Genomic DNA, 25,321 nt, shown 5'->3' on the forward strand with positions numbered 1-25,321 from the left:
CTGCTATCTGCCCTGCGCTTTTGCGCGTGGGGAGCGCCAGCTTAACCAGGCGCACAGCCCCATGACCATGCAGGTGGCCAGAAATACTGGCCGCATTCCCCACGCGCCACCAATCACCCCACCAAAAAGGGGACCACTGACCTGGCCGATATACTGCGCCGACGTCGAATAGCCGAGCATGCGCCCCACCTGCACGGCGGGAACGTGGTGACGGATAATGGCAGTAATGCAGGGCATCAGACCGCCCAGCGACATGCCCATCAGGAAACGTAACGGCAGCAGCTGCCAGGCATCGGTAATAAAAGCCTGAGGGATCAGTAACAGCGCGCAGCCAAACAGGCCAGCGCTCAGGACGCGCCAGTGCCCCACGCGGTCGGCCAGCTTGCCGACAAAGGGTGCTGAAAGAATACTGCCCAGCGCGGCCGCGGCCATCACCAGGCCGGACATCAGGGTGATGGCATGCTCCTGATGTAAAAACTGGCCGATATACAGCGTGATGACAGGCTCGATCGACATATTGGCAAACACCAGCAGCATGGCCGTTAACCACATCAGCCTGACTATCGCCCGGTCAAAGGGAGGAGCAGCCTCGCCCGGCTGAGGACAAACGCTCTGCACCTTCTTACGCGCCACGGCTGGCTCCTTCAGCAAAAAGGTGGTCGCCAGGAATGCCACAAAAATGACCGCCCCCGTCAGCCAGAACGTAGCCCGAATGCCGATCAGCGGCGGGAGTACACCGCCCAGTATGGGGCCTATAACATTACCGGCCATCATGCCGGATGCCAGCACGCCTAACGCCCATCCGGTATGCGCTTTAGGGGTTTGCGCAGCAATCAGAATGGTGGAGCCGGAAGAATAGCCCCCGAGTAATCCCGCCAGTAAACGCAGCGCCACCAGTTGCCACACAGCGGTTGCCATGCCGATCAGTGCCATGGCAAGGGCCATTCCCAGGCTCGCCCGGATCAGCATCAGCTTACGGCCGTAGCGATCGCCCAGCCTGCCCCACAGCGGCGCGGTTAACGCGGCGCTGAGAAAGGTTGCGCCATAGGCCACGCCGGACCAGCGCGCAATGGCCGCCGGGTGCTGTACGCCCAGCTGTTGAACATACAAGGGTAAAAAAGGCAGCAGCAAGGTCATGGCGACCAGGGTCGTAAACGAGCCAAAGACGCAAACCCATAAGTTACGTTTCCAGTGGTGGAATACAGGTGCCTCAGACGTGATTTCCATGCGATATCCCCATCGTGTTTAGGGACTCAGGCTAACAATGGTGACGAGACAACAACAGTCGGCGCGCGATATTTGCTGACTGGCCTGTTTTGTTGCTGTACTGCAACAATCAGTGCGCGCCCAGTTGGTCGATCAGCGTATCGCACAGCAGGTTGATGGGAGAGGCCGATGCGATGTCCTGATGCCTCAGCAGGTAACTCTGTGAGCGATCCATCTGCCACTCCGGCAGCACCTGGACAATTTGCCCCTGCGTCAGCGCCTCCTGCACCATATAGGAAGGCAGATAGGCGATGCCGTTGCCCGCCAGTGCAGCGTTCAGCAGCGCCATACTGTTATTGGCCCGAAAGCGGCTACGCACGTCTACCGCCAGACGCAGCTTATCGCGACGAAAAGGCAGTGCCGCCGTGTGCGCCGGGCCGTGAAACATCAAAAGATCATGGCGGGGTAACAGGCGCGGATGCGAAATGGCAGGATGCTGCGCCAGGTAGTCAGGGGCGGCGTACAGGCCCCAGTGGATGTCGCTCAAAACACGAAAGTTGCCCTGGCGGGGCGCATGAGCACGGATAACTATCGCGATGTCTACCCCGTCGCCAAGGGTCTCATCGTTGTTATCCGTAAGGCTGAGATCGACATTGATGTGCAGATGACCGCGCAGAAACCGATTCAGCAGCGGCACGATGCACTGGCAGCCATAGGTGACGGGCGCCTGTAAGCGGACATTACCGGCAGGATTTTGGTGAGCCTGCTGCACAAAATCTTCGGCCCGGTGCATTTCGTCCAGCATACGCACGCAAAAGGGATAGTAAGCCTGGCCGAGTTCCGTCAGCGTCATCCGGCGAGTCGTACGCTGGAGCAGCCGAATGCCCAGCCGCTGTTCCAGCCCGGCAATTTCCCGGCTGATATGGGACTTTGACACGCCGAGTACGCGTGCGGCTTCCGTAAAGCTTTTGAGTTCCACCACGCGCGCAAACAACATCATGGCGATCAGGTTATCGCTGTTAGTCATCGAATTCCTGGGACAAATCGGCCTGCTGAAGGTTATTGCACAGCCACGACGCCGTGCCTCAGGCAGTCAGAATAAAGCAACGGAAGGAAAGCGGACAGCGTGGGAGCAGGAAAAAGGACGCGAGGCAGCCCTGGCGATGCATGGACATTCCCACAAGTTCGCGGATGGGAATGTCCATACAGAGACTAACTTGCCATGGCATAAGGGAATAATAAACGATCTGGCTCTACCCGGCGCTGACGGCGCAGTTGACCCGGCGTGACCATAAAATAGTTTTTAAACGTTCGTGTGTAGGCCTGTTGGGTATCAAACCCATAGCTCATTGCCACCTGTAAAATCGCTTCGTTGCTGTTAAGCAGCGTCAGGGCCGACTCGGTCAGACGGCGCTGACGGATATACTCGGCCAGTGAGAAGCCGGTATGCTGGCGAAATAACCGTTGCAGGTGCCAACGGGAATAGCCCGCGCGGCGAGCAACTTCGTCCAGATGCAGATCGTGTCCTAAATTGCTTTCTATCCATTCCAGCAAACTACGAATAAACTCGCGCTGATTCATGGTGTTCTCCTGGTTAAAGCAGATGTGCAGGGAACACACTGTAGCGCGTTAAATTTATCCCTTAATTAGCGAAAAATTAGCGCAGAATTAGCAAAGCGGTAAAATCGCCTCTTTAGGTACAGGCATCCGGCGCGCCCCGGCCTTTTAGCAGGCTGAGCGCCCCAATAATTCTGCGCTAATAATCCAGCGCTACACTGTTGCCATTTTTCGGGAGGGCATCATCCATGCGCGTTTTGTTGGTCGAAGATGATGAAATGATCGGCGCGAATTTGCAGCAGGCGCTGGAAGCGGCAGGCTGGTCAGTTGACTGGGTACGCGATGGCGTGTATGCGCAAAACGCCTGGAGCGAAGGCGGCTACAGCTGCGTCCTGCTTGATCTTGGCTTACCCCGGGACGACGGATTGCAGGTGCTGAGACGGGCACGCGGGCGCGGGGATGCCACACCGGTCTTGATCCTTACCGCCCGCGATACGGTCGCTCAGCGCGTACAGGGCCTGGATTATGGTGCGGATGACTACCTGCTTAAGCCTTTTGATCTTCAGGAGGTCATGGCCCGCATGCGTGCGATTACCCGGCGCCATCACGGTTCCGCCGATTCGGTGCTGGGCAGCGGGGATGTTCAACTGGATATGCTGACGCGCGAAGTCCTGTACAAAGGGCAACGTGAGCAGTTAACCGCCCGGGAATATGCCCTGCTCTATGCGCTGCTGGAGCGGCCCGGTGCCATCCTGTCACGCGAGCAGTTAGAGAACCGCATCTATGGCTGGGGCGAAGAAGTCAGCAGCAATGCGGTAGACGTATTAATCCACGGCATGCGGCGCAAGCTGGATAATGATGTGATCCGCAACGTGCGCGGACTGGGTTGGCGAGTACCGGCAATATGAAAATCTTTATGCGATCGTTACGGAATAAATTACTCAGTACGTTACTGGTCATTCATTTGCTGATGATTGGCGGCGTGGCCTGGTATTTCTTTAACTGCTACGGTGAAATGGTGGGCGTCATCAAGGATGAGCAGCTCGCCAAGCTGGCCGATGCCTGGTCAGTGAATCGCGAAATCCCTCCGCTGATGCCGCTGATTGCGCCAGCGCACAAGATCAAAAGCGCCTTCGTCATTCAGCTATGGGATGCCAAAGGTCAGCTACGCTCCAGCTCCTGGCCTGAGTTGCACGCGCCGTTACAGGCCGAAAACGGCTACAAAGATGTGCAGATCGGCGGCTGCCACGACTGCGAATGGCGAATTTATACCCGCTCCGGCCAGCCCGGCAGCGAGATAAAGACCATTCAGGTGATGCTCAATCTCAGCTACATGAAAGAAATGATGGTGAGGCGGGCGCTGTCGGCGATTATTCCGCTGATTTTAATGATGCCGCTGTCATTACTGGTTATCTGGCTGGTCGTGCGCAAAATCACCCGGGATTTGCGCGTTGCCTCCCGGGAGATTGCCGCGCAGGATGCCCATCACCCACACAGCGTTTCACCGGGAAGCCTGCCTGATGAAATTCAGCCGCTGGTCGCCGCCTATAATTCGCTGCTGGATAAACTTCGTGCGGCCTGGTCTTCACAGCGCCAGTTTATGGAAGATGCCGCGCACGAATTGCGGACGCCGGTCACGGCGGTTACGTTGCAGTTGGAGAACCTGCGGCAGCATATTCAGCCTGGCGAGGCCAGTCGTCAGTTTGCACAACTGGAATCGGGCGTGACCCGCACCCGCCATCTGGTGACCCAATTGCTGAATATGTCACGCTGGGAAGATCAGTCGGTTGTCGCCAGCCTCGAAACTATCGCGCTGGAAGATGTGCTGAAAGAGAGCATTGAGCAGCTCATGGTGGTGGCAGATAAACGCGGTATCGACATTGGCTTTAGCGGCACCACGCACTACCAGTTGCAGGCCGGACGATCGGAGCTGCGAAGCCTGTTTGATAACCTGATTGGCAATGCCATGCTTCATACGCCTGAAGGCAGCCTAGTGGATGTCCTGCTGCACCGTGTTGACGGGCAAACCGTGGTAGATATCGTCGATAACGGCCCGGGCATGCCGGAGTCGTTTATTGAACGCGCGTTTGATCGCTTTGCCCGCGCCCCGGATGTTAAAGCCCAGGGGAGCGGGTTAGGCTTGTCTATTGTACGAAGCGTGGCGCACAAACATCATATCCGCGTTGCCCTGTCCAATTGCCTGAATCCGCACGGTGTACGTTGCGGTTTTCAGGTCCGCGTCACTTTTCCCTGATCCTCGCTGTTTGATTCGGAACCGGACAACGTAAACGGTTGCCTGGTTCCGTTCGCCTGAGACAATATTGTGACAAGCATCACAATATTGATGAATTGTTATGCAACACATTTTGACAAATGTGACCAAAAGCTATTTTCTATCTCTCTGTTACAGGCACGCTACGCTAACTAAAACAGGCGGCCTGAGTACATTACTGCCCAACCTTTGGGATTGATTTCCAAACAGCGCGCAAACGATTGTCTTGCGCATAAAAACCAGTGGTCAAAATATAATGAAATTTAAAACGTTAATGGCAGGCGCCCTGCTGGCAGGTTCCTTAAACGGTGCAGTGCAGGCTGCTGACAATGCTCCCCAGTACGTTTCCGACTGGTGGCATCAGAGCGTAAACGTGGTGGGCAGTTACCACACTCGCTTCGGACCGCAGTTCAATAATGACGTCTATCTGGAATATGAAGCGTTTGCGAAAAAAGACTGGTTTGATTTTTACGGCTACGTTGATCTGCCGAACTTCTTTGGCGTGGGCAACAGCAATGCTAACGGCATTTTCGACCACGGTTCGCCGCTGTTCATGGAAATTGAGCCGCGTTTCTCCATTGATAAACTGACCGGCACCAGCCTGGCCTTTGGTCCGTTTAAAGAGTGGTACTTCGCGAACAACTATATCTACGATATGGGCCGCAACAGCGCCAACCGTCAGAATACCTGGTATATGGGCCTGGGCACCGACATCGATACGCACAGCGATATCGGTCTGTCGCTTAACGTCTATGCCAAATACCAGTGGGAAAACTACGGTGCAGCGAATGAAAACAGCTGGGATGGCTATCGCTTCAAAGTGAAATATTTTGTGCCGATCACCACCCTGTGGGGCGGTAACCTTGGCTATGTAGGCTTTACCAACTTCGACTGGGGTTCAGACTTACGCGAAAAGAGTGGCCCGATTCGCACCAGCAATTCAATCGCCTCCAGCCATATCCTGTCGCTGGGTTACGATCACTGGCACTTCTCGGCCGTCGCCCGTTATTTTCATAACGGCGGTCAGTGGGGAGCGGGTCAGGAGTTAGGATTTGGTGAAAGCGCGTCTGAAATCAAGTCCACGGGCTGGGGTTACTACCTGGTCGCTGGCTATAACTTCTGATTGCTGTCGCACCGCAAAAAAGAGGTGGCGGCAAACGTTGAGGCCTTCCCATGAGGAAGGCCTCGCGTCTTTACAGACTGCAGCGTATTACGCGTCGGGTTTTACCACGTTGATGCGCCATGGAATATTGAATTTATCGATAAACATGGCGAAGCCGTTAGACCAGAACGTCTCCTGCCATGGCGTAGTGACTTTCCCGCCTGCAGACAGCTTTTCAAACCATGCCTTACCCTGCTCTGCATCATTGGTTGCCAGACTCACGGCATAGCCCGCGTGTTCTGAGGCCGGAGGCTGATGGGGATTGCCATCACTCATCATCAGCTCACCCTGACCAATGCGGAGGTGCGCATGCATAATTTTCTCAGGGGGCAACGGCGGAGCGGACCGATCGCCCACCTGTTCACCCTGCTCCGGCATATCGCCAAACGTCATTTTTTGCAGCAGTTTTCCACCCGTTGCCTGCAAATAGAATTCTATCGCTTCTTCACAGCGACCATAGAGAAACAAATAGGGACATACTTGCATTATTACCTCGATACCGGTGAGTAGAGACTTCCTTATAACGATGTAATAAGTGTAGACGACAGGTCAGGGTTGACGACGATAACCGGATAAAGATTCATCATTCGGATTATTTACCTGACGTAGGTCAGCCTTTTCTCTGCTGATTTTACAAATAAAACAGGACCAGACCTGACAACAATAAAAGCGTGATTTCCTGTCAGATATTATTGTCATGGCAATAATAACAAAGCATGACCGTTGAATGATGAAATAAAAGGCCAGTTTATAACGCGTTACGATACATCACCTCTTGCGCCGTGCTGTTTATCGCCAGCAGTGTTCCTGTGCACGCGCCGATCGTTCGGGCTTTGTTAAATCTGTCTGGCCCTAAAACCCAGGTTATCTAACGTAAAGGGCGAAATAACCGAACCGGCAGAAAAGATCATCAGGTAATAATATTGAATCATCTGGTTCATTATTTCGCTCATCTTTTACCCACCTTATTGTTTATTAATTTCAGCACGTTCCCACTAAATATTTACCCTCCTGATGCCGATATATCAGTCCATAATCCCCTATTCAGGACTGCGTAATGTCGTTAAAAAAATCTTCACTACTGGTTTTGTCGTTCCTGTTAATTCTTTTTCTTATCAGCATATCGGTCAGCATCTGGTTACTGGCCCGGAGCAACGCGTCGTTAAATGCGGTTAATAAAGAAATCCGCGTAGTGTTATCAGTTATCGATCCTATCAACCACAGCCGAACGTTACGCGTACGGCTGATGGAATACATGAAAGAAATTGAGAACGACGGCCCGCAGGGCGGCTATTCTCTGGACAGCGTGAAAAGCGTCGCGGCTAAAGCCGATGCTGCCTTTCAGGCTTATCTGAGTGCGCCACGCATTCCGGGTGAAGAGGCCGATGCAGACCGCTATCGTCAGGCCTATCTGGCTTATCGCGATCAGGGAATTCAACCCTTGATTGAAGCGGCCGAAGCACGCGATCAGCAGCGCTTTAAAAATCAAATTGCCAACGTAGTCCGCCTCGACCGGCAGTATGAAATCGTGCTGGATCAGGTGCTGGCCCAACACGAGGCTTATGCGAAGAAACTGAATACTGACGCCCAGGGCAACTTTTCATCCGGGATCACGCTGCTCATCGTGTTTGGCTTGTTATTCCTGGCCATCATCATTGCGATACTGATCTTTGTCAGACGCTATATCTTATCGCCGCTCAATAACGCAAAAGCGCACTGCAGCGAGATTGCAGCAGGCGTGCTCGATCACCCGGTGCCGGTCAAAATCGGCTCGAAGAGCGAAATTCAGCAACTGATGAGCTCGATGGAGCAAATGCGGACGTCTCTGACGGACATTATTATCCGGGTGCGCCACTCAACCCACGCGGTGTCCTGTGCTTCACAGGAAATTGCCAGCGGTAATATCGATCTGGCGTCCCGTACCGAGCAGCAAGCTGCGGCGCTAACGGAAACGGCGGCCAGCATGGAGCAGTTAGGGACAACCGTTAAACAGAACACGGACAACGTGTTTGAAGCCTGCCGTCTGGCTAACGAAGCGGTACAGAACGCAGAAACCGGCGAGAAGGTTTCTCAGCAGGTTATCGTCTCAATGGCCAAAATTAATGAAAGTTCGAAGAAGATCGAGGATATTACCAGCGTTATTAACAGCATTGCTTTTCAAACCAATATTCTGGCGCTGAACGCCGCCGTCGAAGCGGCGCGCGCCGGTGAGCAAGGCCGGGGTTTTGCCGTTGTCGCCGGTGAAGTGCGTAATCTCGCGCAACGCAGCGCCGTGGCGGCGAAAGAAATTGAAGGGCTGATTGCCGAATCGGTCGCGACGATTCGCGTGGGTTCTGATCAGGTCAGCCGCACGGGCGAGGCGATGAATGCGATTATTTCCTCGGTGAGCCGGGTGAACGAGCTGATGGACCACATTTCAACCGCGTCCGATGAGCAGCATCACGGTATCAGCCAGATTGAAAAGGCGGTCACTGAGATGGATGGTGTGACGCAGCAAAACGCCGCGCTGGTCCAGGAGTCGGCCGCCGCGGCTGCTTCGCTGGAAGAGCAGGCTCAGCACCTGACCCACTCCGTTTCTGCTTTCCGCCTGTCTGGCGTCTAAAACGGATTCCCGCTCGGGTGATCAGGCCTGAGCGGGAAACAGACTCTGTGCGGCGCGGCGTCAGCCTGTGAGTGCCTGGCCTTTACCGGCCCGCCAATCGTGGTGACGGCTGACCGCGCCTTTGTGCCCTGACCGGCTCTTGTGCCTTTACCTCGGCCGCCTGACGTTCTGCCCTAAAAACCGTCCCAGTCAATACTGCAATATGCGTTGCTAAAAATTCATCACTATTCCTGTCGGCAAGAATCAGGTAATTGATTATTCTGCTGCTTCACGGCTCGCGAATGGGCAACGCTTTCAAAACACATCACGGCCTGTAGCGGGAATGGCAATCATCCTGACATGAGGTTCACCTTACATGACACCAGCCTTCATCACAGGGATAGCACCGACGGCGGCATCGTCGGCCAACACCAGCTTAGCTGAGCGCATTGATGCGCTACCTTCTTCTGTCGGTTTATGGCGCTTTATCTCGCTGCTGGCGCTGGGCGGGTTCTTTGAGCTTTACGATCTGTTTGAAACCGGGTATATCAGCACTGGCTTGCTGGCGGCCGGTATCTTTCACGCGGGCAGTGCCGGGATACTGGGCATTACCGATCAGGCTGCGTTTGCTTCCGCTACCTTCCTGGGGCTGTTTGTTGGCGCCAGCCTGCTCACGCCCCTTGCCGACCGCTTTGGTCGTCGACTGACCTTTATCTGTGCCCTGGCCTGGTACGGCGTATTTTCACTGCTCATGGCTTTTCAGCACAGCGCGGAGATGGTGATCCTGTGCCGCTTTCTGGTGGGGATTGGGCTGGGCGTAGAATTGGTCACCATTGATACTTATTTGAGTGAATGGGTGCCCACTCACCTGCGTAACCGGGCTTTTGCCTTTTCATTTTATATCCAGTTCCTGTCGGTGCCTGCCGTCGCGCTCATGTCGTGGTGGCTGATGCCGCAAAATATCCTTGGGCTGGAAGGCTGGCGCTGGGTGGTGATTGCCGGTGCGGTCTGTTCACTGGTGATCTGGTTTGTGCGCAAAAACCTGCCAGAGTCCGCTCGCTGGCTGGTGCAGCAGGGGCGCGTCGATGAGGCCCATCAGGTGATGGCGAAAATGGAAAAACGGTGCGGCATCGCCCCGGGCCTGCCGTTGACGAAGCCGTCCGTCTCAGACAAGAAACCGGAGAAGAGCCGCTTTCGGGAGATCTGGTCAGCCCGCTATCGCAAGCGCACGCTTATGTTGGTGGTCATGAACTTCTTTCAGGCGATTGGTTTTTATGGTTTTGGTAACTGGCTGCCGGCATTGCTGTCCGGTCAGGGAACGTCGATCACCCACAGCCTGCTGTATGCGTTTTTTATCACGCTTGCCTACCCGATTGGATCGCTGATTTGTGGCAGTTTTACCAGCCAGCTCGAAAACAAATGGCAAATCGTTCTCTCTTCGCTCATGACGGTGGTATTCGGTACGCTGTTTGCCCTGCAAACCAACCCGGTACTGCTGATTATTTGCGGTTTCCTGATCACCTTCTCGAATGCCTGGCTGACCTGCAGCTATCATGCCTATCAGACCGAGATTTTCCCCACGCACATCCGCGCACGGGCAGTGGGTTTCTGCTACTCGTTCAGCCGGTTATCAACCGCATTCAGCAGTCTTTTGATCGGTGTGATTTTACAGTACGCCGGCACGCATGGCGTTATCGCGTTTATCGTGCTGAGTATGCTGATGGTGATGCTGTCGGTGGGCGTTTTCGGGCCTAAGACGCGCGGTATCAGGCTGGAACACATCTGAACATTCAGCCTTCCCCCTGCGGGGAAGGCTGAAACACTGAGGTTTACTTCCCTTCTAACACCTTAATATCTGCATTGCCCTGACGATCTTTGAACTCTTCACGCAGGGCAGCCACCTGCTTCGCCGTCACGTTATCCGCCGCATTGTTGCCCCAGCTGCGACGAATAAAGTTCACCACGTCCGCGACCTGCTGATCGTTCAGACGCCAGCCAAATGCCGGCATAGTGATGGTTGAAGGCGCGCCTTTTACTCCACGCAGTTCGCCACCAACCAGCACGATGTGAATCAGCGAGGTCGGATCGTCTGCCATCACCACAGGATTGCCCCGCAGCGCAGGATAGAAGCGTTTATAGCCGCTGCCATCGGTTTTATGGCAGGCTGCGCAGCTGTCCACATAGGTCGCGGCGCCCGTCTGACTGTCGTCGCCCTTCCATAAGGCTTTGGCCGTCGCGTCATCCACGCTAAACGCCACCTGATGCGGATCTTTGGCACCCAGCGACTTCAGATAGCGGGCGATGGCCGTGATGTCTTCATCCGTCAGGTGCTGCAGGCTGTGGTCGACAACGTCCACCATGCCGCCAAATGCCGCCGTGTGGTCGTTACGCCCATAGCGCAGGAACTGGCGCAGGTCATCTTCACTCCAGCGGCCCAGGCCATCGCGGTTATCTCCGCGCAGATTGCTTGCGGTCCAGCCGTCAACCGGCGCACTGCTGCCCGCCAGATAATCCGTTCCCCCGGCATTGGTTAACGCCTTTTCCTGCAGGGTAAAACTACGCGGCGTATGGCAGGCACCGCAGTGGCCCAGACCTTCTACCAGGTAACGGCCGCGCGCCAGCGTCGCATCCTCCTGCTCTGCAGGCTGGAACGCCTTTACATCCGGTGCAAACAGGTTGCGCCAGATCGCCAGCGGCCAGCGCATTGACAGGGGCCAGGGAATATCACTCTCTTTGTTGGCCTGACTGACCGGGGCAACTCCGTGCATGAAGTAGGCATACAGCGCCTGCATGTCTTCATCGCTGACCACGGCATAAGACGGATAAGGCATAGCGGGATAGAGCGTATCGCCGTTTTTCGCGATACCGTGCCGCACGGCTTTCTGAAAGTCGTCGTAGCTGTAGTCACCAATACCGGTCGATTTATCCGGCGTGATATTGGTGGAGTAGATCGTGCCAATCGGCGTGGCCATCGGCAATCCCCCTGCAAAGGGCTTGCCGCCTTCACTGCTGTGGCAGGCTACACAGTCGCCCGCGCGCGCCAGATATTCACCGCGTTTAACCCGATCCGCCGTGCTGTCATCCGCCAGGGCGGCGAAGGCGAGGCTGCCCAACACCAGGGCTAAAATACCGTTTTTCATCACCATCTTCCTTATGCCTGCACCAGGGGACCCGGATTCTTCAGATACTGTTCCCGAATCGCTTTCGCCGACCAGTAGGTCAGTGCGGCGACCATGCCGGTGGGGTTATATCCCAGCCCCTGCGGAAACGCTGAAGCGCCGGGAACGAAGACATTCGGCACATCCCAGCTTTGCAGATAACGGTTCACCGCACTGGTATTGGGATCTTCACCCATAATCGCGCCGCCGCTGATGTGGGTTGTCTGATACACGGTCGTGTCAAAATGCGTACCAGGCTTCTTCGCCCCGCCAATGATCATTTTAGGATTCATGGCTTCGGCGATTTTATGCATTTTCCCCACCATGAACTGCGCCATTTTGATGTCGTTGTCCTGCCAGTCGAACGTCATGCGCAGCAACGGCTGGCCGTAGGCATCTTTGTAGTTCGGGTCCAGGTCCAGATAGTTAGCGCGGTAAGACTGGTGCGCACCGTGAGCATCCATGGAAAGGTGGTGCGTGTAGGTGTCCGCCACGGCGGCTTTCCACTGACTGCCCCAGTTTGGCGTGCCGGTCGGCGTGGGGAGCCCCGAGATCGGTTTGGTGCCCGCCTGGTTCACCCAGAACGGCGACCCGCCAACAAAGCCGTGCGGACCATGATCGAAATTGTCGGCATTGAAATCATCCACGGCGACGCCTGCACCGCCAGCACCGATGAAGGGATTGGTGGTGGTGTTTTTATCGAACAGCGCTTTCAACGTCGACAGGTTTTGATAGGCGAAGTTGCGCCCTACCGTACCTTCGTTGGTGATCGGGTTGTAAGGTTTACCAATGCCGGACAACAGCATCAAATGGACGTTATGGAACTGAAAGGCAGACAGAATGACCAGATCCGCCGGTTGCACCTGCTCACGGCCCTGCGCATCGACATAGGTGACACCGGTCGCACGCTGCTTATCACCCGTGAGGTTGACGCGCAGCACGTAAGAATTGTTACGCAGCTCAAACTTTGGCTCCTGACGCAGCGCAGGCAAAATATTCACATTCGGCGATGCCTTGGAATACATATAACAGGCGTAGCCGCTGCAGTAGCCGCAGAAGTTGCACGGCCCCATCTGGGCGCCGTAAGTATTGGTATAGGGACCAGAGGTGTTCGCCGACGGCAGATCGTAAGGGTGATAACCTACGGACTCGGCGGCCTGGGCAAACAGCTGAGCCGACCAGGTACGCTTTTGCGCGGGCAGTGGAAAGTTGTCAGAGCGATCGGGCGCAAAGGGGTTACCGCCTTTGTCTTTGCCGACGACCTTGCCCTGAATACTCCAGGCACTACCGGAGGTGCCAAACACCTTTTCAGCTTTATCAAAAAACGGCTCCAGCTCCTGGTAGTCCACGCCAAAGTCCTGAATGGTCATGCCTTCAGGAATAAAGTTTTTGCCGTAGCGCGCCTCATAGTGGCTACGCAGCTTCAGCTCTACGGGATCAACCCGGAAATGGACACCCGACCAGTGCAGCCCGGCGCCGCCGGTACCGGTACCGGGCAGGAAGGCCGCCAGTTGGCGGTAAGGCACGGCCGTTTGTGAGGCGTCGTGCCGAATGGTGACGGTGCTCTTAGACAGGTCCTGAAACAGCTTTTTGCGAACGTTGTAGGTCAGCTCATCAATCGACTGCGGGTAAGAACCATCCGGATAGGTATCACGATGTGGACCGCGCTCCAGCGCCAGCACGTTCAGACCTGCTTCGGTCAGCTCTTTGGCCATAATGGCGCCCGCCCAGCCAAAGCCGACAATCACGGCATCCACTTTCTTTAATTCATTTGCCATGCTCAGCTTCTCTCTCCACGAATCGACACTGACGGGAACGGATAGCGTTCACCGCGCTCTACCCAGTCCATAAAGTCGGCGCGTGCGCCAGGGAAGTTGATGAGCTTCCAGCCCACCATGCCCTGATTGCCGCCGTGGATGGGATCGCTAAAGAAGCCTTCGCGGGTGTTCTGCAGTAAGTATGAGAAAAACACGTTGGCGGGCAGCTGACGGAAACCGGCTTTGCCGCTCTCCATGTCCTGTAATAATGCGTCCTGCTGCCCGGCGTCGAGTTGGGCAAACACCTTACCGTGCTGCTGCTGACTGTAATGATCGGCATCAGCCAGACCGAGACGGTAGATCTGTTGCGGCACCAGCGGCAGCTGATAGCCCATTTCTTTAGGGACGTCGGGATTGAAAGGCCCCTGCATATACCAGTTCGCTCCGGTGGCGTAAGGCGTATTCATCTGACGATCGATAAACTCAGGCACGCCTGCTTCCAGCGCGCCGGGGCCGCGTTCATCAGCAGGAATCAGGCGCGCAACGGCCGCCTTGATAAAGGCAAATTCCTCGGCGGTAAACCAGGTAGGCTGATAATCTCGGGCAGACTGGGGTGCGGCGGGCGCTGCCGCCTGAACGGGCGCAGAAAATGCACCAAGTGCGCTACTGCCTACCGCCACTGCGGGCGCCAGGGTGATGGTCTTCAGCAAAAAATCCCTGCGTGAATGACCTTTTTTCTGGTCTGACATGACATTGCCTCATCACCGCATCAACTGCGGTACGAAAAAGAGAAGTGAGTGCGTTGTAGTGGTTTTTATCTGCGGATTTCGGGTACAACGAACTGTTACCGGTAACAGTGAATATAAGTGTAACACCATTGCCAATAAACATTTAGTTTAAGGAAACAAAAAAGCACAATTTCATTAACATATATTTTGTCGATGTCATGTTCAGAAACAACAGGCTACAGACAGATAGCCGTTTAAACGTTATAAAAGCGATTACACAACAGCGGAGTACCTATGTTTAAGTCTTTCTTCCCGCGACCGGGACTGTTTTTCAGCTCGGCCGCCCTTTGGAGTTTACTGGCGATTTTTGGCTGGTTTGGCTTTGCCAGCGATTTACCGGCCCATTTTTGGCCTGCTTTTCAGGCCGCCATCAAGCAGCCCTTGCCCACGACGGTAATGCGGTTTATTGCGCCGGGTGAGTTGTGGTTTTATGCCTATTACTGGCTGATGGTGGCAATTTTCGCGATAGCCTGGCGACTAACTGACAACCATCCGTGGCAACGCTGGTCGGTATGGGGTTCGGCACTGATTATTTTTGTCACCTGGTTTGGTGTGCAGGTTGGCGTTGCCGTAAACGCCTGGTATGGCCCTTTTTATGATTTGATCCAAAAAGCGCTGACGAAAGCCGGCTCGGTTCAAATCAACGAATTTTATGCTCAGGTGATGGCCTTTTTGGGCATTGCCTTAATTGCGGTCGTTATTGGCGTGATGAATGCTTTTTTCATCAGCCATTGGGTATTCCGCTGGCGTACCGCAATGAACAATTATTATATGCACCACTGGCAGCGCTTACGCCACGTTGAAGGCGCGGCTCAGCGTGTGCAGGAAGATACCATGCGTTTTGCCACAACGCTGGAAAGCTGGGGCGTGAACTTTATCCAGGCCATTATGACCCTGGTGGCGTTTCTGCCGGTGTTGATCGCCCTGTCACATCATGTCGAAAACATTCCGATTCTGGGGAATCTCCCTTACGCGCTGGTGATTGCTGCGGTTCTCTGGTCGCTGTTCGGTACCGGTCTGCTGGCGCTGGTCGGGATTAAGCTCCCCGGTCTCGAATTTCGTAATCAACGGGTTGAAGCTGCTTATCGTAAAGAGCTGGTTTACGGCGAAGACAACGCCGACCGTGCCACACCACCCACGGTAAAAGTGCTGTTCAACAACGTGCGGGTTAACTATTTCCGTCTGTATTTTCACTATCTCTACTTCAACATCAGCCGCATTCTTTATCTTCAGGTCGATAACGTCTTTGGACTGTTTCTGTTGTTCCCGTCCATTGTCGCCGGAACGATAACGCTGGGTTTGCTTAACCAGATAACCAACGTTTTCGATCAGGTCCGCAGCTCGTTCCAGTACCTGATCACCTCATGGTCGACGCTGGTTGAGCTGATGTCTATCTATAAACGTCTGCGCAGCTTTGAGCAGATTCTGGATGACGTGCCGCACGGTGAGATGATGCGTGACGCCTCTGAAGACGTGTCATAACCAGGCTCTTCGCCTGCGGCAGCCTCATGCCGCAGGCAAATTATCGCGAATCCAGAGTCATGAGTCGGTGCCTGCCAGGATTGTTGGCCGCGCTTCACGCAATCCAGACTGACAAGCAGAACCTGGCGACTTGCTGAGCGCAGCAGACCGGTAAACCGGTTACTGATGCGGTTTACGTCTTCCCCTTCTGCCCAGGCTCTGCTTCCCTTAGCCCGTGATGGACTTTGCCATCGGCTGTCGTCCGACCAGGCTTACGTGGTCTTACCGTCTTGCTGCATCAGGGATCGTCCGAGGCCAGCCTGTCTTGCACCTGGCTATTAATGGCAGCAAATCGTCTTTCGCGTGAAATCGCGGCCGCAGCGGAGAAGCCTGCACGTTATCGCGCCCAAAAATCAGGCAAGCGTCTGCACAGCTGACAGGCTTAGTGGCGAATAACAAAGGAGTCTGATGGGGAACCTGGAAGGGAAAAGATGAAACGGCGGGCATCCACAAACGCCGCCAGGACGCCCTTAGGCGTCCTGTCAGCACACAACTTCAAGCATTATTTCAGCAGTTCAGCGGTCATGTGCACGCCGTTATTGGTGTTAGCTTCGGTGATTTTATAGGAAGCACCAGCTTCTTGCGCCTGCGCAGCAATTTTCGCTTCGGTGCTGTCCAGAGTAGAACCGGTCGCTGTCACAGTTTGCGCGAAGCCTGCAACAGGAAGAACGGCAAGGGCGATAACAGCAGCAAAAGTTTTGATAGTTTTCATGATAATTTCCTCGGTCATTTTCAGTTTATTTAAGGCGTTTTGCCTTGTGTGAAAACATAATAGGCCGAATATTGATCAGAAAAAAGCAGAGGGTTTTGCTTAAGTTGTTCAATAAAACTGAAATTGAAAAGCACGTTTAGCCCTGTTAAAACACAAAAGGTTAAAAAACCAGACCGCAATAAAAAGGCAGCATATATCGCTGCCATGAGTCTCATTAACCGTGATGCCTGACGCGGGAAAAGATCGTTACTGCCGCCACCAGCATCAGCGCGCTACTGGCAAGGAAAACGCCGCCTGCACCGCGTAAGTCAAACATCCAGCCTCCCGCCGCCGCGCCCACCGTAATCGCTAACTGAATGGTTGCCACCAGTAACCCACCGCCCGATTCAGCATCGTCTGGCACTGCACGAGAAATCCACGTGGACCAGCCCGTCGGCATCGAACCAAACGCCAGGCCCCAGATCGCGACACCGCCTGCAACCAGCCAGCCAGTATGGCCAAAACTCACCAGCATCAGGGCCGTCGCGCCCATCAGCAGGGCCATTCCGCTCAGCGTCAGTGATACGCTACGTGTCACCAGATAACCGGCCAGATACGTACCCACAAAGTTAGCGATGCCAAATGCCAGCAGCACCAGAGACAGCTGGCTGAGGTCAAGCCGCGCCACGCTTTCCAGAAACGGTCGCAGATAGGTGAAAAAAGCAAAGTGGGCAGTAAACATCATGATCACCGCCAGCATTCCCCAGCGCATGACATTTATCCGTAACAACGCCAGCACACCGCCGCTGCGCGCGTTGCCTTCGGCAGGCATGGCGGGAAGGGTGAAAAACTGCCAGAGCAGGGAAGTCGCGCCCAGGCCCGCCGTAAACAGGAAGATCGCTCGCCAGCCTACCAGCCCGCCCAGATAACTGCCCAGCGGGGTCGCAATAATGGTCGCCAGTGAGATACCACTAAACACGATGGAGAGTGCGCGAGGGACCTGATCGGCGGGCACCAGCCGCATGGTAATAGCGGTAGACAACGTCCAGAAGCCACCAATGGCCACCCCCAGCAGGACGCGCGCCAGCAAAATGACGGTCAGATTGGCGGCCAGTGCCACCATCAATGCGGAAACGATGAGCAGTAATGAGAAGGCCAGCATCACCACCCGGCGATCGATGCGTCGGACCAGGCTGCCTACCGTCAGACTGGTGAGAAGCGCAATCAGGGCCGTGACGGTCACTGTCTGCCCCGCCAGACCTTCCGAAACGTTCAGGCTGCGCGCTATCGGCGTCAGCAAACTAATAGGTAAAAACTCGGCGGTAATCAGGCTAAATACGCCAAACGACATCGCAAAGACGGCGCCCCACGCTGGCTGAGTGGGTATGGAAACCTCATCAGCCACTTCAGTGTTGAGACTCATGTTGCTTCTCCGGAAAAAAAAGTAGTGCTGAGCATAGAGGGGATGAGCAAGACGATCTATGATGGTTACACCGTCATTTTTGATAATTCGTCTGGATTTCTGTGATGAGCCGTTACGATGAGTTGACCAGTGAGTTGCTAATGGGCATGCGCCTGTATGGCGTTAACTACCAGCGCATTGCCGTCAGCGCCCCTTTTGGCCTGCGCTTTAATGATTCTCCGGGACGGGCCCAGTTTCATTTTGTCGGGCGCGGTACGCTGCTGGTGCGTGGCGCATCCGGCGCGCTTTTCACGCTGAACAGTGGCGATGCCCTGCTGATCCCTCACGGTAAGCCGCACAGCCTGCTCTCCAGTGAGGATGCCGACTGTCAGTGCATTGACGCGATGGCGAGCAAACCGATCTGTGACAGTATCTGTGCCATTACGGCACCGGCGGATGCCTGTGAAGATGACCACAGCGTCCTGTTATTCAGCGCCAGCATGGCATTTGAACTGGGCGGCATGCAGCCGCTGATCAACACGATGCCGGACGTCATGCTGGTCAGTACGCTGCTGTCACACTACCCGGAGATTCGCCCAATGCTGGAGGCGATGGAGCGTGAATCACGTACCCGACACGCGGGTCACGCCGGGATTCTTTCGCGTCTGGCGGATGTGGTTGCGGCCCTGGTGGTGCGTGGCTGGGTAGAAAATGGCTGTGGGCAAAGTAGCGGGCTGGTGCAAGCGATGCGCGATCCGCGCCTGAGTGAGGCCATTGCCGCCATGCACCGTTCTCCGGGCGAGAACTGGACGGTAGAACGTTTAGCGCGCGAAGCCGGTAGCTCACGCTCGGTATTTGCCGAACGCTTTCTTCATGCCACCGGTATGACGCCGCTGCGCTACCTGACCGAATTGCGCATGCGACTGGCGGTTAAACGCATCGCCGACCATGGTGAGGCGCTGGAAACGGTCGCTTTCGATTTGGGCTATGGTTCACTGGCCGCTTTTAGCCGGGCCTTTAAACGAATAATCGGCCAGTCACCCGGTGCACTGCGTGCCGGCTATACAGGCACGCAGGCGGTCGCGTCTTAGCGAAACACGCTGATCGCTTCAACCAGCCGGTTAGCCTGATGCGTCATGCGCCCTGAGGCTTCTGCGCTTTCCTGAACGCGGGCGGCGTTTTGATGGGTAATATCGTCCAGATCTTCCACCGCCGTGCTCACTTCACTCAACGCGGTGGACTGTTCTGCTGTCGCGGCGCTGATTTGGCCGATCAGTGACGTCACGTTCTGGACCTGCTGCACAATGTCCTGCATGGTATGGCCTGCGGCACCCGCATGCTCGTTACCCGAATTGACCCGGCTGGCGCTGGTTTCAACCAGCGCTTTAATCTCGCTGGCGGCTTTTGCGCTGCGCTGTGCCAGGCTCCGCACCTCACCGGCCACCACAGCGAACCCTTTCCCCTGTTCACCCGCTCTGGCCGCCTCTACCGCCGCGTTCAGCGCCAGGATGTTGGTCTGGAAAGCAATGCTGTCGATAACGCTGGTGATACTGGCAATGCGCTGTGAGCTGTCAGCGATTTCTGCCATCATTCCCATCATCTCCTTCATGACCTCGCCGCCCTTGCTTGCCGCTTCACTGGTGTTAACAGAGAGCGAACTCACTTCCTGTGCGGTCTGCGTATTACTTTTTACCGTTGCAGTCATTTCGTTCATGGTCGCGGCCGTTTGCTGTACGTTGGCCGCCGCCTGCTCGGTGCGACGACTCAGTTCATTATTGCTACGGGCAATCGCATCACTGGCACTCAGCACATTAATGGCCTGGCCACTGACATCATCGACTAACCAGCGGAACATCAGCCCCAGCTGTCCAATGGCGCGTAGCGTCAGTCCTACCTCGTCGATGCGATCCATCTGCTCAACCTGATGGCTGGCACCGGTTGCCACACGCAGCGCCTGTCTGCACATGCGCTCGATGGGACGCGAGATCTGCTGTTCGAGCCACAGGCTGGCCAGCAACAGCAGGCAGGCCATACCGGCCGTAAAGCCCGCCAGCGCCAGTGGCGCAACGCCCAATGCCCAGACGCCCGCAACCGACAGCGGCAAGACAGCCAGTAACGCAGTGCGAATGCGCCAGCGGAGCGGCAACGTTTTTAATATCGATCCAAGACGACGCCAGCCGCTGCGTATAATCAGCCCTTTGTGAAACTGGCGGCCCCTTGCGCGTCCTTCGCGGAAATCGCGATACAGCGCTTCACACTGTTTAACCTCCTGCGCTGAGGGCTTAGTGCGTACGGACATATAGCCCTGGACCTTGCCGTCACGCACCACCGGAATGGCATTCGCCCGCACCCAGTAATGGTCTCCGTTTTTACGCCGGTTTTTAACCAGCGCGGTCCAGGGTTCACCCTGTTTTAAGGTGGCCCACATATCTGCAAAGGCTTCTGGTGGCATATCCGGATGGCGCACCATATTGTGCGGCTGCCCTTTTACCTCATCAGAGGTAAAACCACTGGCCTCAATAAAGGCGTCGTTGGCATAGGTGATATAGCTATTCAGGTCGGTCGTTGACATCAGTGTGGCATGATCGTCATAGACATATTCACGCTGGGAAACAGGTTGGTTATTGCGCATAGGAGTCCTTGCTCGTACCAGTCAGACTTACACCAGAAGTGTTAATGAGTGAGTGTTAAAAGGTAAAGATTACCTTTTTTTATGTTTTCGGCACTTGCGTAATGACTCTTTAGTGCTACGCGCAAATTTGTTGCATTTAAAAAGCCGCTTTAGGGCGGCTTTTGGTATTTATACCGCGATCATTCATTGCGAACGTAGCGGGTTGAGTACGCAGACTGGTAAGCCCGAGACAGTGTTAGGGACGTTTTGATGCAACAGATTCCCCATCCTTATTTTTTTACAGACCTGCTTAACAGGCTTTCTTCGTGTTTTATTTATCAATTCAGCGCAGGTCGACATTGCGGGTGCCGAACCACCACGTCAGTAAAAAGCCGCTAACCCAGGCGACGATCAATCCCCCCAGATAGACAGCCATGCCGGCAAAAATCCCCTGATGCGACGTCATCAGCGGCAGCGTGACCAGTCCAGACGGACCAAATACGGTATTCATGCCCACCGGCAGCCCCAGCCATGCCACTAAGCCAATAAAGAACCCGCCGACCGCACCGCCACAGCAGGCGGTAATAAAAGGTTTGAGGCGCGGCAGCGTTACTCCGTAGATAAGCGGTTCCCCCACGCCCAGTAACCCCGGCACGATAGCGCCTTTTATCTGGGCACGCAGCAGCGCGCCCTTTTCCGCTTTGCACCAGAGCGCCAGCGAGGCACCGACCTGACCGGCACCCGCCATGGCGAGAATCGGAAACAGTGAGTTAAATCCCTGGGTTTCCATCAGGGCAAAATAGACCGGGATAAATCCCTGATGAATGCCAAACATGACGGCGATCAGGAACAGTCCGGCCAGTAGCGCACAGCCAAACGGGTTGTTATTAAGGTGGATAAAGAGCCATGACATGCCCTTAAACAGCTCGCCGCCGACCGGCATAATCAGCAGGTATGTCAGCGCGCCCGTGATCAATAAGGTCAGCAGCGAGGTGAGAATCATATCCAGATTGTCTGGAATGATCGTGCGCAGCTGCCTTTCCAGCCAGCCACCAAACATGGCCGCCAGCAGCACCCCGATGATATTACCGCGCGGATCGATAGCCAGACCAAAAAAGCTGTCCATACCGCTGTAATAGCCGACTTTGGCATCCGGCACGTAGCCCAGAATAAACAGCGAGGCGATGATGGCCCCGTTTACGCCCGTGCCGCCAAAGGCTTTTTGCGCGTTGTAGCCAATCAGAATGCTGAGGAAGGTAAACAGCCCTTTGCCGAACACTTTCATATAGGCCACGCCCTGAATCAGCCAGCCTGGATGACCGCCAGGCGTGCTCAGGTGCAGGCTTTGCTCAATCAGGGTGGCAAACCCCAGCAGTAAACCTGCGGCAATAAAACCCGGAATGAGCGGCGTAAAAATGGTGGCGAAGCGTGCCAGGAACTGCTGCAGCGCGCCAGTCTGCCTGGCTTTTATCTGCTGTTTCTGTTCTGCCGCTACCTGGTGCAATACCGCGGCATCGCCCTGCGCCTGCGCCAGGATGGCCTGCATCCGTTCTGCCGCCGTCTGTGCCTTACCAGGACCGAGCACTATCTGCAACTGATCATCGCTGTCGATGACGCCCAGCACGCCGGGCAGGCGTTTCAGCCGGGCAATATCGGCCTGATTGTGTCTCAGCGTCAGTCGTAAACGCGTCATACAGTTGCCGCATACGACGATGTTCGCCGCGCCGCCCACTGCCTGCACGATATCGTGCAGAAGTGCATCGGTCATTTTTGCCATTAGCGCGCTCCCGAATCCTGTAATGCTTTGCGGATAAAGCCCTGGTGCTTAGCGAGCAGCGCGATCGCCTCATCGGCATTTAATCCTGCCAACACCATGAGGATGGCGGTTTTACAGTGTCCGCCACAGGCTGACAGCGCCGAGCGGGCGCTGGCTTCATCACAGTCAGTGGCCTGCATAACAATGTTAACCTGCCGCTGCACCAGCTTTTGGTTAGTGGCTTCAACATCCACCATCAGGTTGCCGTAAACCTTACCGCTACGAATCATCGCTCCGGTGGTGAGCATATTCAGCACCAGCTTCTGTGCGGTTCCGGCTTTCATGCGTGATGATCCCGTCACCACTTCAGGCCCCACTACTGGCGTCAGGGCGATATCGGCGACCTGAGCCATTTTGCTGTGTGGATTACAGGTCAGCGCTATCGTGGAGGCACCGCACTGCCGGGCATAGTCCAGCGCCCTCAATACGTAGGGCGTCCGTCCACTGGCAGCGATGCCGACCAGCACGTCGTGGCGGCTAAAGTGAATAGCCTTCAGATCCTGAGCGCCCTGTTCCACATTGTCTTCTGCGTTTTCTACCGCCTGCAAGATGGCCTGATGGCCCCCAGCAATCAGGCCAATAACCTGGTCACGTGGCGTTCCGAAGGTTGGTGGGCATTCACTTGCATCAAGAATACCTAAACGGCCGGATGTCCCGGCACCGCAGTAAATCAGACGTCCCCCTGCGCTGAACGCCGCGCAGATCGCCTCCACCGCGCGCGCAATCTCCGGCACGATCGCCTCCACGGCCAGAGCGACTTTTTTGTCTTCCTCGTTGATGACCCGCAGCATCGCCTCTGTGCTCATTTCATCAATATGCTGGCTGGCCGGATTGCGCCCTTCCGTGATCATCTGACTGAGATCGATTTTCACACTCGTCCTCCACAGGAATAATTTATTCTGGATATTTTTAACACAACGAATGAATAATTCATCCTCTGCCCACGTTTTTTTCTGCGGTGATAAAAACGGGGTAAAAAAAAGGCCCAACCACCGTTGAGCCTTTGTCTTGCTAACCCGCTGTTAACTGGCGGTTTGCGTCCGTAACTGTAATTCGTACGCTTTAGCCTGTTCTGTATCGAACTGGTTTTCCCAGCGCGCAATGACCAGCACTGCCAGAGCATTACCCACCACGTTGAGCGCGGTGCGGGCCATATCCATAATGCGGTCCACGCCCGCAATAAACGCCAGCCCTTCCAGCGGAATACCCACGCTGCCGAGCGTTGCCAACAGCACAACAAAGGATACGCCGGGCACGCCCGCAATGCCTTTGGAGGTGACCATCAGCGTCAGCACCAGAATAATTTCGTCCGTCAGCGACAGATCAATGCCATACAGCTGAGCAATAAAGATGGCGGCGATGCTCTGATACAGCGTTGATCCATCCAGGTTAAACGAATAGCCGGTCGGAACGACAAAGCTGGTAATCGCTTTGGGCGCGCCATAGGCTTCCATTTTCTCCATGATGCGCGGCAGCACGGTTTCTGAACTGGACGTTGAGTAAGACAGGATCAGCTCATCTTTTAAAATGCGCATCAGCGTCGTAATGCGTAGCTTGCAGAAACGCGCGACCGCTCCCAGCACCACAAAGGCAAAGAAGAGGATCGCCACATATACCAGCAGCACCAACTTCGCGAGCGGCCACAGCGACGCGAAGCCAAAGTTAGCAATCGTCACGGCGATCAACGCAAACACGCCCACTGGCGCGTAACGCATAATCATATGCGTCACTTTAAACATGGTTTCTGATACGCCACGGAACAGATTGACCAGCGGATCGCGCTGTTCTGACGGTAGAGCGGACAGTCCCAGCCCAAAAAGTACCGAGAAAAAGATAATCGGCAGCATTTCACCCTTCGCCATTGAGGCAAAGATGTTCTGCGGGATCAGCGACAGGATGGTCGCCACCAGACTGTGGGTGCCTTCCTGCACCTGAGCGGTTGTGGCTTCATATTTAGAGATGTCCACCGTTGCCAGCGTAGACATATCAATGCCGGTGCCGGGCTTAAACACGTTGGCCAGGGTAATACCAACAACAATGGCAACGGTGGTAATCACTTCAAAGTACAAAATGGTTTTGAGACCAATGCGTCCCAGCTTTTTCGCATCCCCGACACCCGCAATGCCGACAATCAAGGATGAAATCACGATGGGCACGACAATCATCTTAATCAGATGAATAAAGATATCGCCCGCCGGGCTGAGAATATTATTGACTAACCATTCACGATCTTCTGGCTGATTATGCAACACGGCACCCACGATGATGCCAAGCACAAGTGCGATCAGAATCTGCCAGGCAAGGCTGATTTTAAAACCTTTCATAACGCGTAATTTCCTCAGTCAAAACCCGTTTCTCTCTACTGCGAAGGTGCAGAAGACAATACACACAGGGAAGTGAGCAAAAAGCCCGGTAAATTAGAGGGTGTTTATAGACGGCGTCCCGCATTGAAATGCGATGATTTCCATACCCATTTTCAGACGCGGTCTGAGTTGATACCTGATGATCAGGGGCGAGATAAGTACCATTTTCACTGTGGTAAATGCAACCCTTGGAGGCTTCGATTAAAACTTCACCATCTCTTAAGCATAAAATGCTGGCACAGGCGCAAATCCCTAACCTGCTGTTATGAAAAGTAAACCTTCGATAAGTTTTCGCATAGCTATTCAGGCAATGCTCAATGTCTGCGCGGTTCGTTCGCTGTTTTTTTAACCAGAGCCCTTCACAAAATGTTGCAACTTAAATCCCCATTTTTTGCAGGGAGTTAGGGTGATTTTATCCAATTCACGACGTTTTTAT

20 protein-coding genes are annotated in these 25,321 nt (G+C 54.9%); 7 read left to right on the top strand and 13 right to left on the bottom strand.

Annotated features, from left to right (window positions below):
• Positions 1 to 3: 3 nt before the first annotated feature.
• From AAIE03_RS16465 to AAIE03_RS16475, 3 genes are all read right to left on the bottom strand, one after another.
• A complete protein-coding gene (locus AAIE03_RS16465; RefSeq protein ID WP_015701239.1) occupies positions 4 to 1,227 on the bottom strand; it encodes an MFS transporter in 1,224 nt (407 codons plus the stop codon).
• A 109-nt stretch (positions 1,228 to 1,336) separates the two neighbouring features.
• Positions 1,337 to 2,233, bottom strand: a complete 897-nt coding sequence (locus AAIE03_RS16470) for a LysR family transcriptional regulator (protein ID WP_015701240.1) — start codon at positions 2,231 to 2,233, stop codon at positions 1,337 to 1,339.
• A gap of 185 nt (positions 2,234 to 2,418) precedes the next feature.
• Positions 2,419 to 2,787, bottom strand: a complete 369-nt coding sequence (locus tag AAIE03_RS16475; RefSeq protein WP_014606915.1) for a helix-turn-helix domain-containing protein — start codon at positions 2,785 to 2,787, stop codon at positions 2,419 to 2,421.
• A 224-nt stretch (positions 2,788 to 3,011) separates the two neighbouring features.
• Here AAIE03_RS16475 and AAIE03_RS16480 point away from each other — a divergent pair, with 224 nt between their 5' ends.
• From AAIE03_RS16480 to AAIE03_RS16490, 3 genes are all read left to right on the top strand, one after another.
• Positions 3,012 to 3,671, top strand: a complete 660-nt coding sequence (locus tag AAIE03_RS16480) for a response regulator (protein WP_014595088.1) — start codon at positions 3,012 to 3,014, stop codon at positions 3,669 to 3,671.
• Positions 3,668 to 5,017 (top strand): sensor histidine kinase, encoded by a 1,350-nt coding sequence (locus AAIE03_RS16485; RefSeq protein ID WP_044042492.1) that lies wholly within the window; start codon positions 3,668 to 3,670, stop codon positions 5,015 to 5,017. The genes AAIE03_RS16480 and AAIE03_RS16485 overlap by 4 nt, the downstream gene beginning before the upstream one ends.
• Positions 5,018 to 5,291: 274 nt before the next feature.
• Complete coding sequence (locus AAIE03_RS16490) at positions 5,292 to 6,158, top strand: nucleoside-specific channel-forming protein Tsx (protein ID WP_014595086.1); 867 nt, start codon at positions 5,292 to 5,294, stop codon at positions 6,156 to 6,158.
• Positions 6,159 to 6,245: 87 nt separating this feature from the next.
• Here the strand turns inward: AAIE03_RS16490 and yjdN are convergent, their stop codons facing one another.
• Positions 6,246 to 6,683: a VOC family metalloprotein YjdN gene (yjdN, locus tag AAIE03_RS16495; protein ID WP_013024205.1), complete on the bottom strand. Its 438-nt coding sequence runs from the start codon at positions 6,681 to 6,683 to the stop codon at positions 6,246 to 6,248.
• Between the two features lie 571 nt (positions 6,684 to 7,254).
• Between yjdN and AAIE03_RS16500 the strand changes: the two genes are divergently transcribed.
• Positions 7,255 to 8,799, top strand: a complete 1,545-nt coding sequence (locus AAIE03_RS16500) for a methyl-accepting chemotaxis protein (RefSeq protein ID WP_174260856.1) — start codon at positions 7,255 to 7,257, stop codon at positions 8,797 to 8,799.
• A 355-nt stretch (positions 8,800 to 9,154) separates the two neighbouring features.
• The gene (locus AAIE03_RS16505; RefSeq protein ID WP_174260857.1) at positions 9,155 to 10,564 is read left to right on the top strand and encodes an MFS transporter; all 1,410 of its coding nucleotides are present in this window, start codon (positions 9,155 to 9,157) and stop codon (positions 10,562 to 10,564) included.
• Between the two features lie 43 nt (positions 10,565 to 10,607).
• Here AAIE03_RS16505 and AAIE03_RS16510 read toward each other — a convergent pair whose 3' ends face one another.
• Genes AAIE03_RS16510 through AAIE03_RS16520 form a run of 3 tightly spaced genes read right to left on the bottom strand, consistent with a single transcriptional unit; the run spans position 10,608 to position 14,442 of the window.
• Positions 10,608 to 11,918 (bottom strand): c-type cytochrome, encoded by a 1,311-nt coding sequence (locus AAIE03_RS16510; protein ID WP_116584818.1) that lies wholly within the window; start codon positions 11,916 to 11,918, stop codon positions 10,608 to 10,610.
• An 11-nt stretch (positions 11,919 to 11,929) separates the two neighbouring features.
• Positions 11,930 to 13,714 carry a GMC family oxidoreductase gene (locus AAIE03_RS16515; RefSeq protein WP_013024201.1) on the bottom strand — a complete coding sequence of 595 codons (1,785 nt, stop codon included), beginning with the start codon at positions 13,712 to 13,714 and terminating at the stop codon, positions 11,930 to 11,932.
• A gap of 2 nt (positions 13,715 to 13,716) precedes the next feature.
• Complete coding sequence (locus AAIE03_RS16520; RefSeq protein WP_013024200.1) at positions 13,717 to 14,442, bottom strand: gluconate 2-dehydrogenase subunit 3 family protein; 726 nt, start codon at positions 14,440 to 14,442, stop codon at positions 13,717 to 13,719.
• Between the two features lie 273 nt (positions 14,443 to 14,715).
• Here AAIE03_RS16520 and sbmA point away from each other — a divergent pair, with 273 nt between their 5' ends.
• Positions 14,716 to 15,963 (top strand): peptide antibiotic transporter SbmA, encoded by a 1,248-nt coding sequence (sbmA, locus tag AAIE03_RS16525; RefSeq protein WP_014595081.1) that lies wholly within the window; start codon positions 14,716 to 14,718, stop codon positions 15,961 to 15,963.
• Between the two features lie 541 nt (positions 15,964 to 16,504).
• Here sbmA and AAIE03_RS16530 read toward each other — a convergent pair.
• Both AAIE03_RS16530 and AAIE03_RS16535 read right to left on the bottom strand, forming a co-directional pair.
• The gene (locus AAIE03_RS16530) at positions 16,505 to 16,714 is read right to left on the bottom strand and encodes a YdgH/BhsA/McbA family protein (RefSeq protein WP_014606922.1); all 210 of its coding nucleotides are present in this window, start codon (positions 16,712 to 16,714) and stop codon (positions 16,505 to 16,507) included.
• A 214-nt stretch (positions 16,715 to 16,928) separates the two neighbouring features.
• Positions 16,929 to 18,116: an MFS transporter gene (locus tag AAIE03_RS16535; protein WP_013024197.1), complete on the bottom strand. Its 1,188-nt coding sequence runs from the start codon at positions 18,114 to 18,116 to the stop codon at positions 16,929 to 16,931.
• Positions 18,117 to 18,220: 104 nt separating this feature from the next.
• Here AAIE03_RS16535 and AAIE03_RS16540 point away from each other — a divergent pair, with 104 nt between their 5' ends.
• Entirely contained in the window at positions 18,221 to 19,186 is a 966-nt protein-coding gene (locus AAIE03_RS16540; RefSeq protein WP_014595080.1) for an AraC family transcriptional regulator, read from the top strand.
• Here the strand turns inward: AAIE03_RS16540 and AAIE03_RS16545 are convergent.
• From AAIE03_RS16545 to gltP, 4 genes are all read right to left on the bottom strand, one after another.
• Positions 19,183 to 20,727 (bottom strand): methyl-accepting chemotaxis protein, encoded by a 1,545-nt coding sequence (locus AAIE03_RS16545; RefSeq protein WP_014595079.1) that lies wholly within the window; start codon positions 20,725 to 20,727, stop codon positions 19,183 to 19,185. The two genes, AAIE03_RS16540 and AAIE03_RS16545, sit on opposite strands and share 4 nt — an antisense overlap.
• A 322-nt stretch (positions 20,728 to 21,049) precedes the next feature.
• Positions 21,050 to 22,483 (bottom strand): PTS N-acetylmuramic acid transporter subunit IIBC, encoded by a 1,434-nt coding sequence (gene murP / locus AAIE03_RS16550; protein WP_072137747.1) that lies wholly within the window; start codon positions 22,481 to 22,483, stop codon positions 21,050 to 21,052.
• The gene (gene murQ / locus AAIE03_RS16555; RefSeq protein WP_498563091.1) at positions 22,483 to 23,394 is read right to left on the bottom strand and encodes an N-acetylmuramic acid 6-phosphate etherase; all 912 of its coding nucleotides are present in this window, start codon (positions 23,392 to 23,394) and stop codon (positions 22,483 to 22,485) included. Before murQ ends, murP begins: the two co-directional genes overlap by 1 nt.
• A 150-nt stretch (positions 23,395 to 23,544) precedes the next feature.
• Complete coding sequence (gene gltP / locus AAIE03_RS16560) at positions 23,545 to 24,846, bottom strand: glutamate/aspartate:proton symporter GltP (RefSeq protein WP_014595076.1); 1,302 nt, start codon at positions 24,844 to 24,846, stop codon at positions 23,545 to 23,547.
• Between the last annotated feature and the right edge of the window lie 475 nt (positions 24,847 to 25,321).

This window comes from Pantoea sp. Ae19-2 (genome assembly GCF_059801205.1).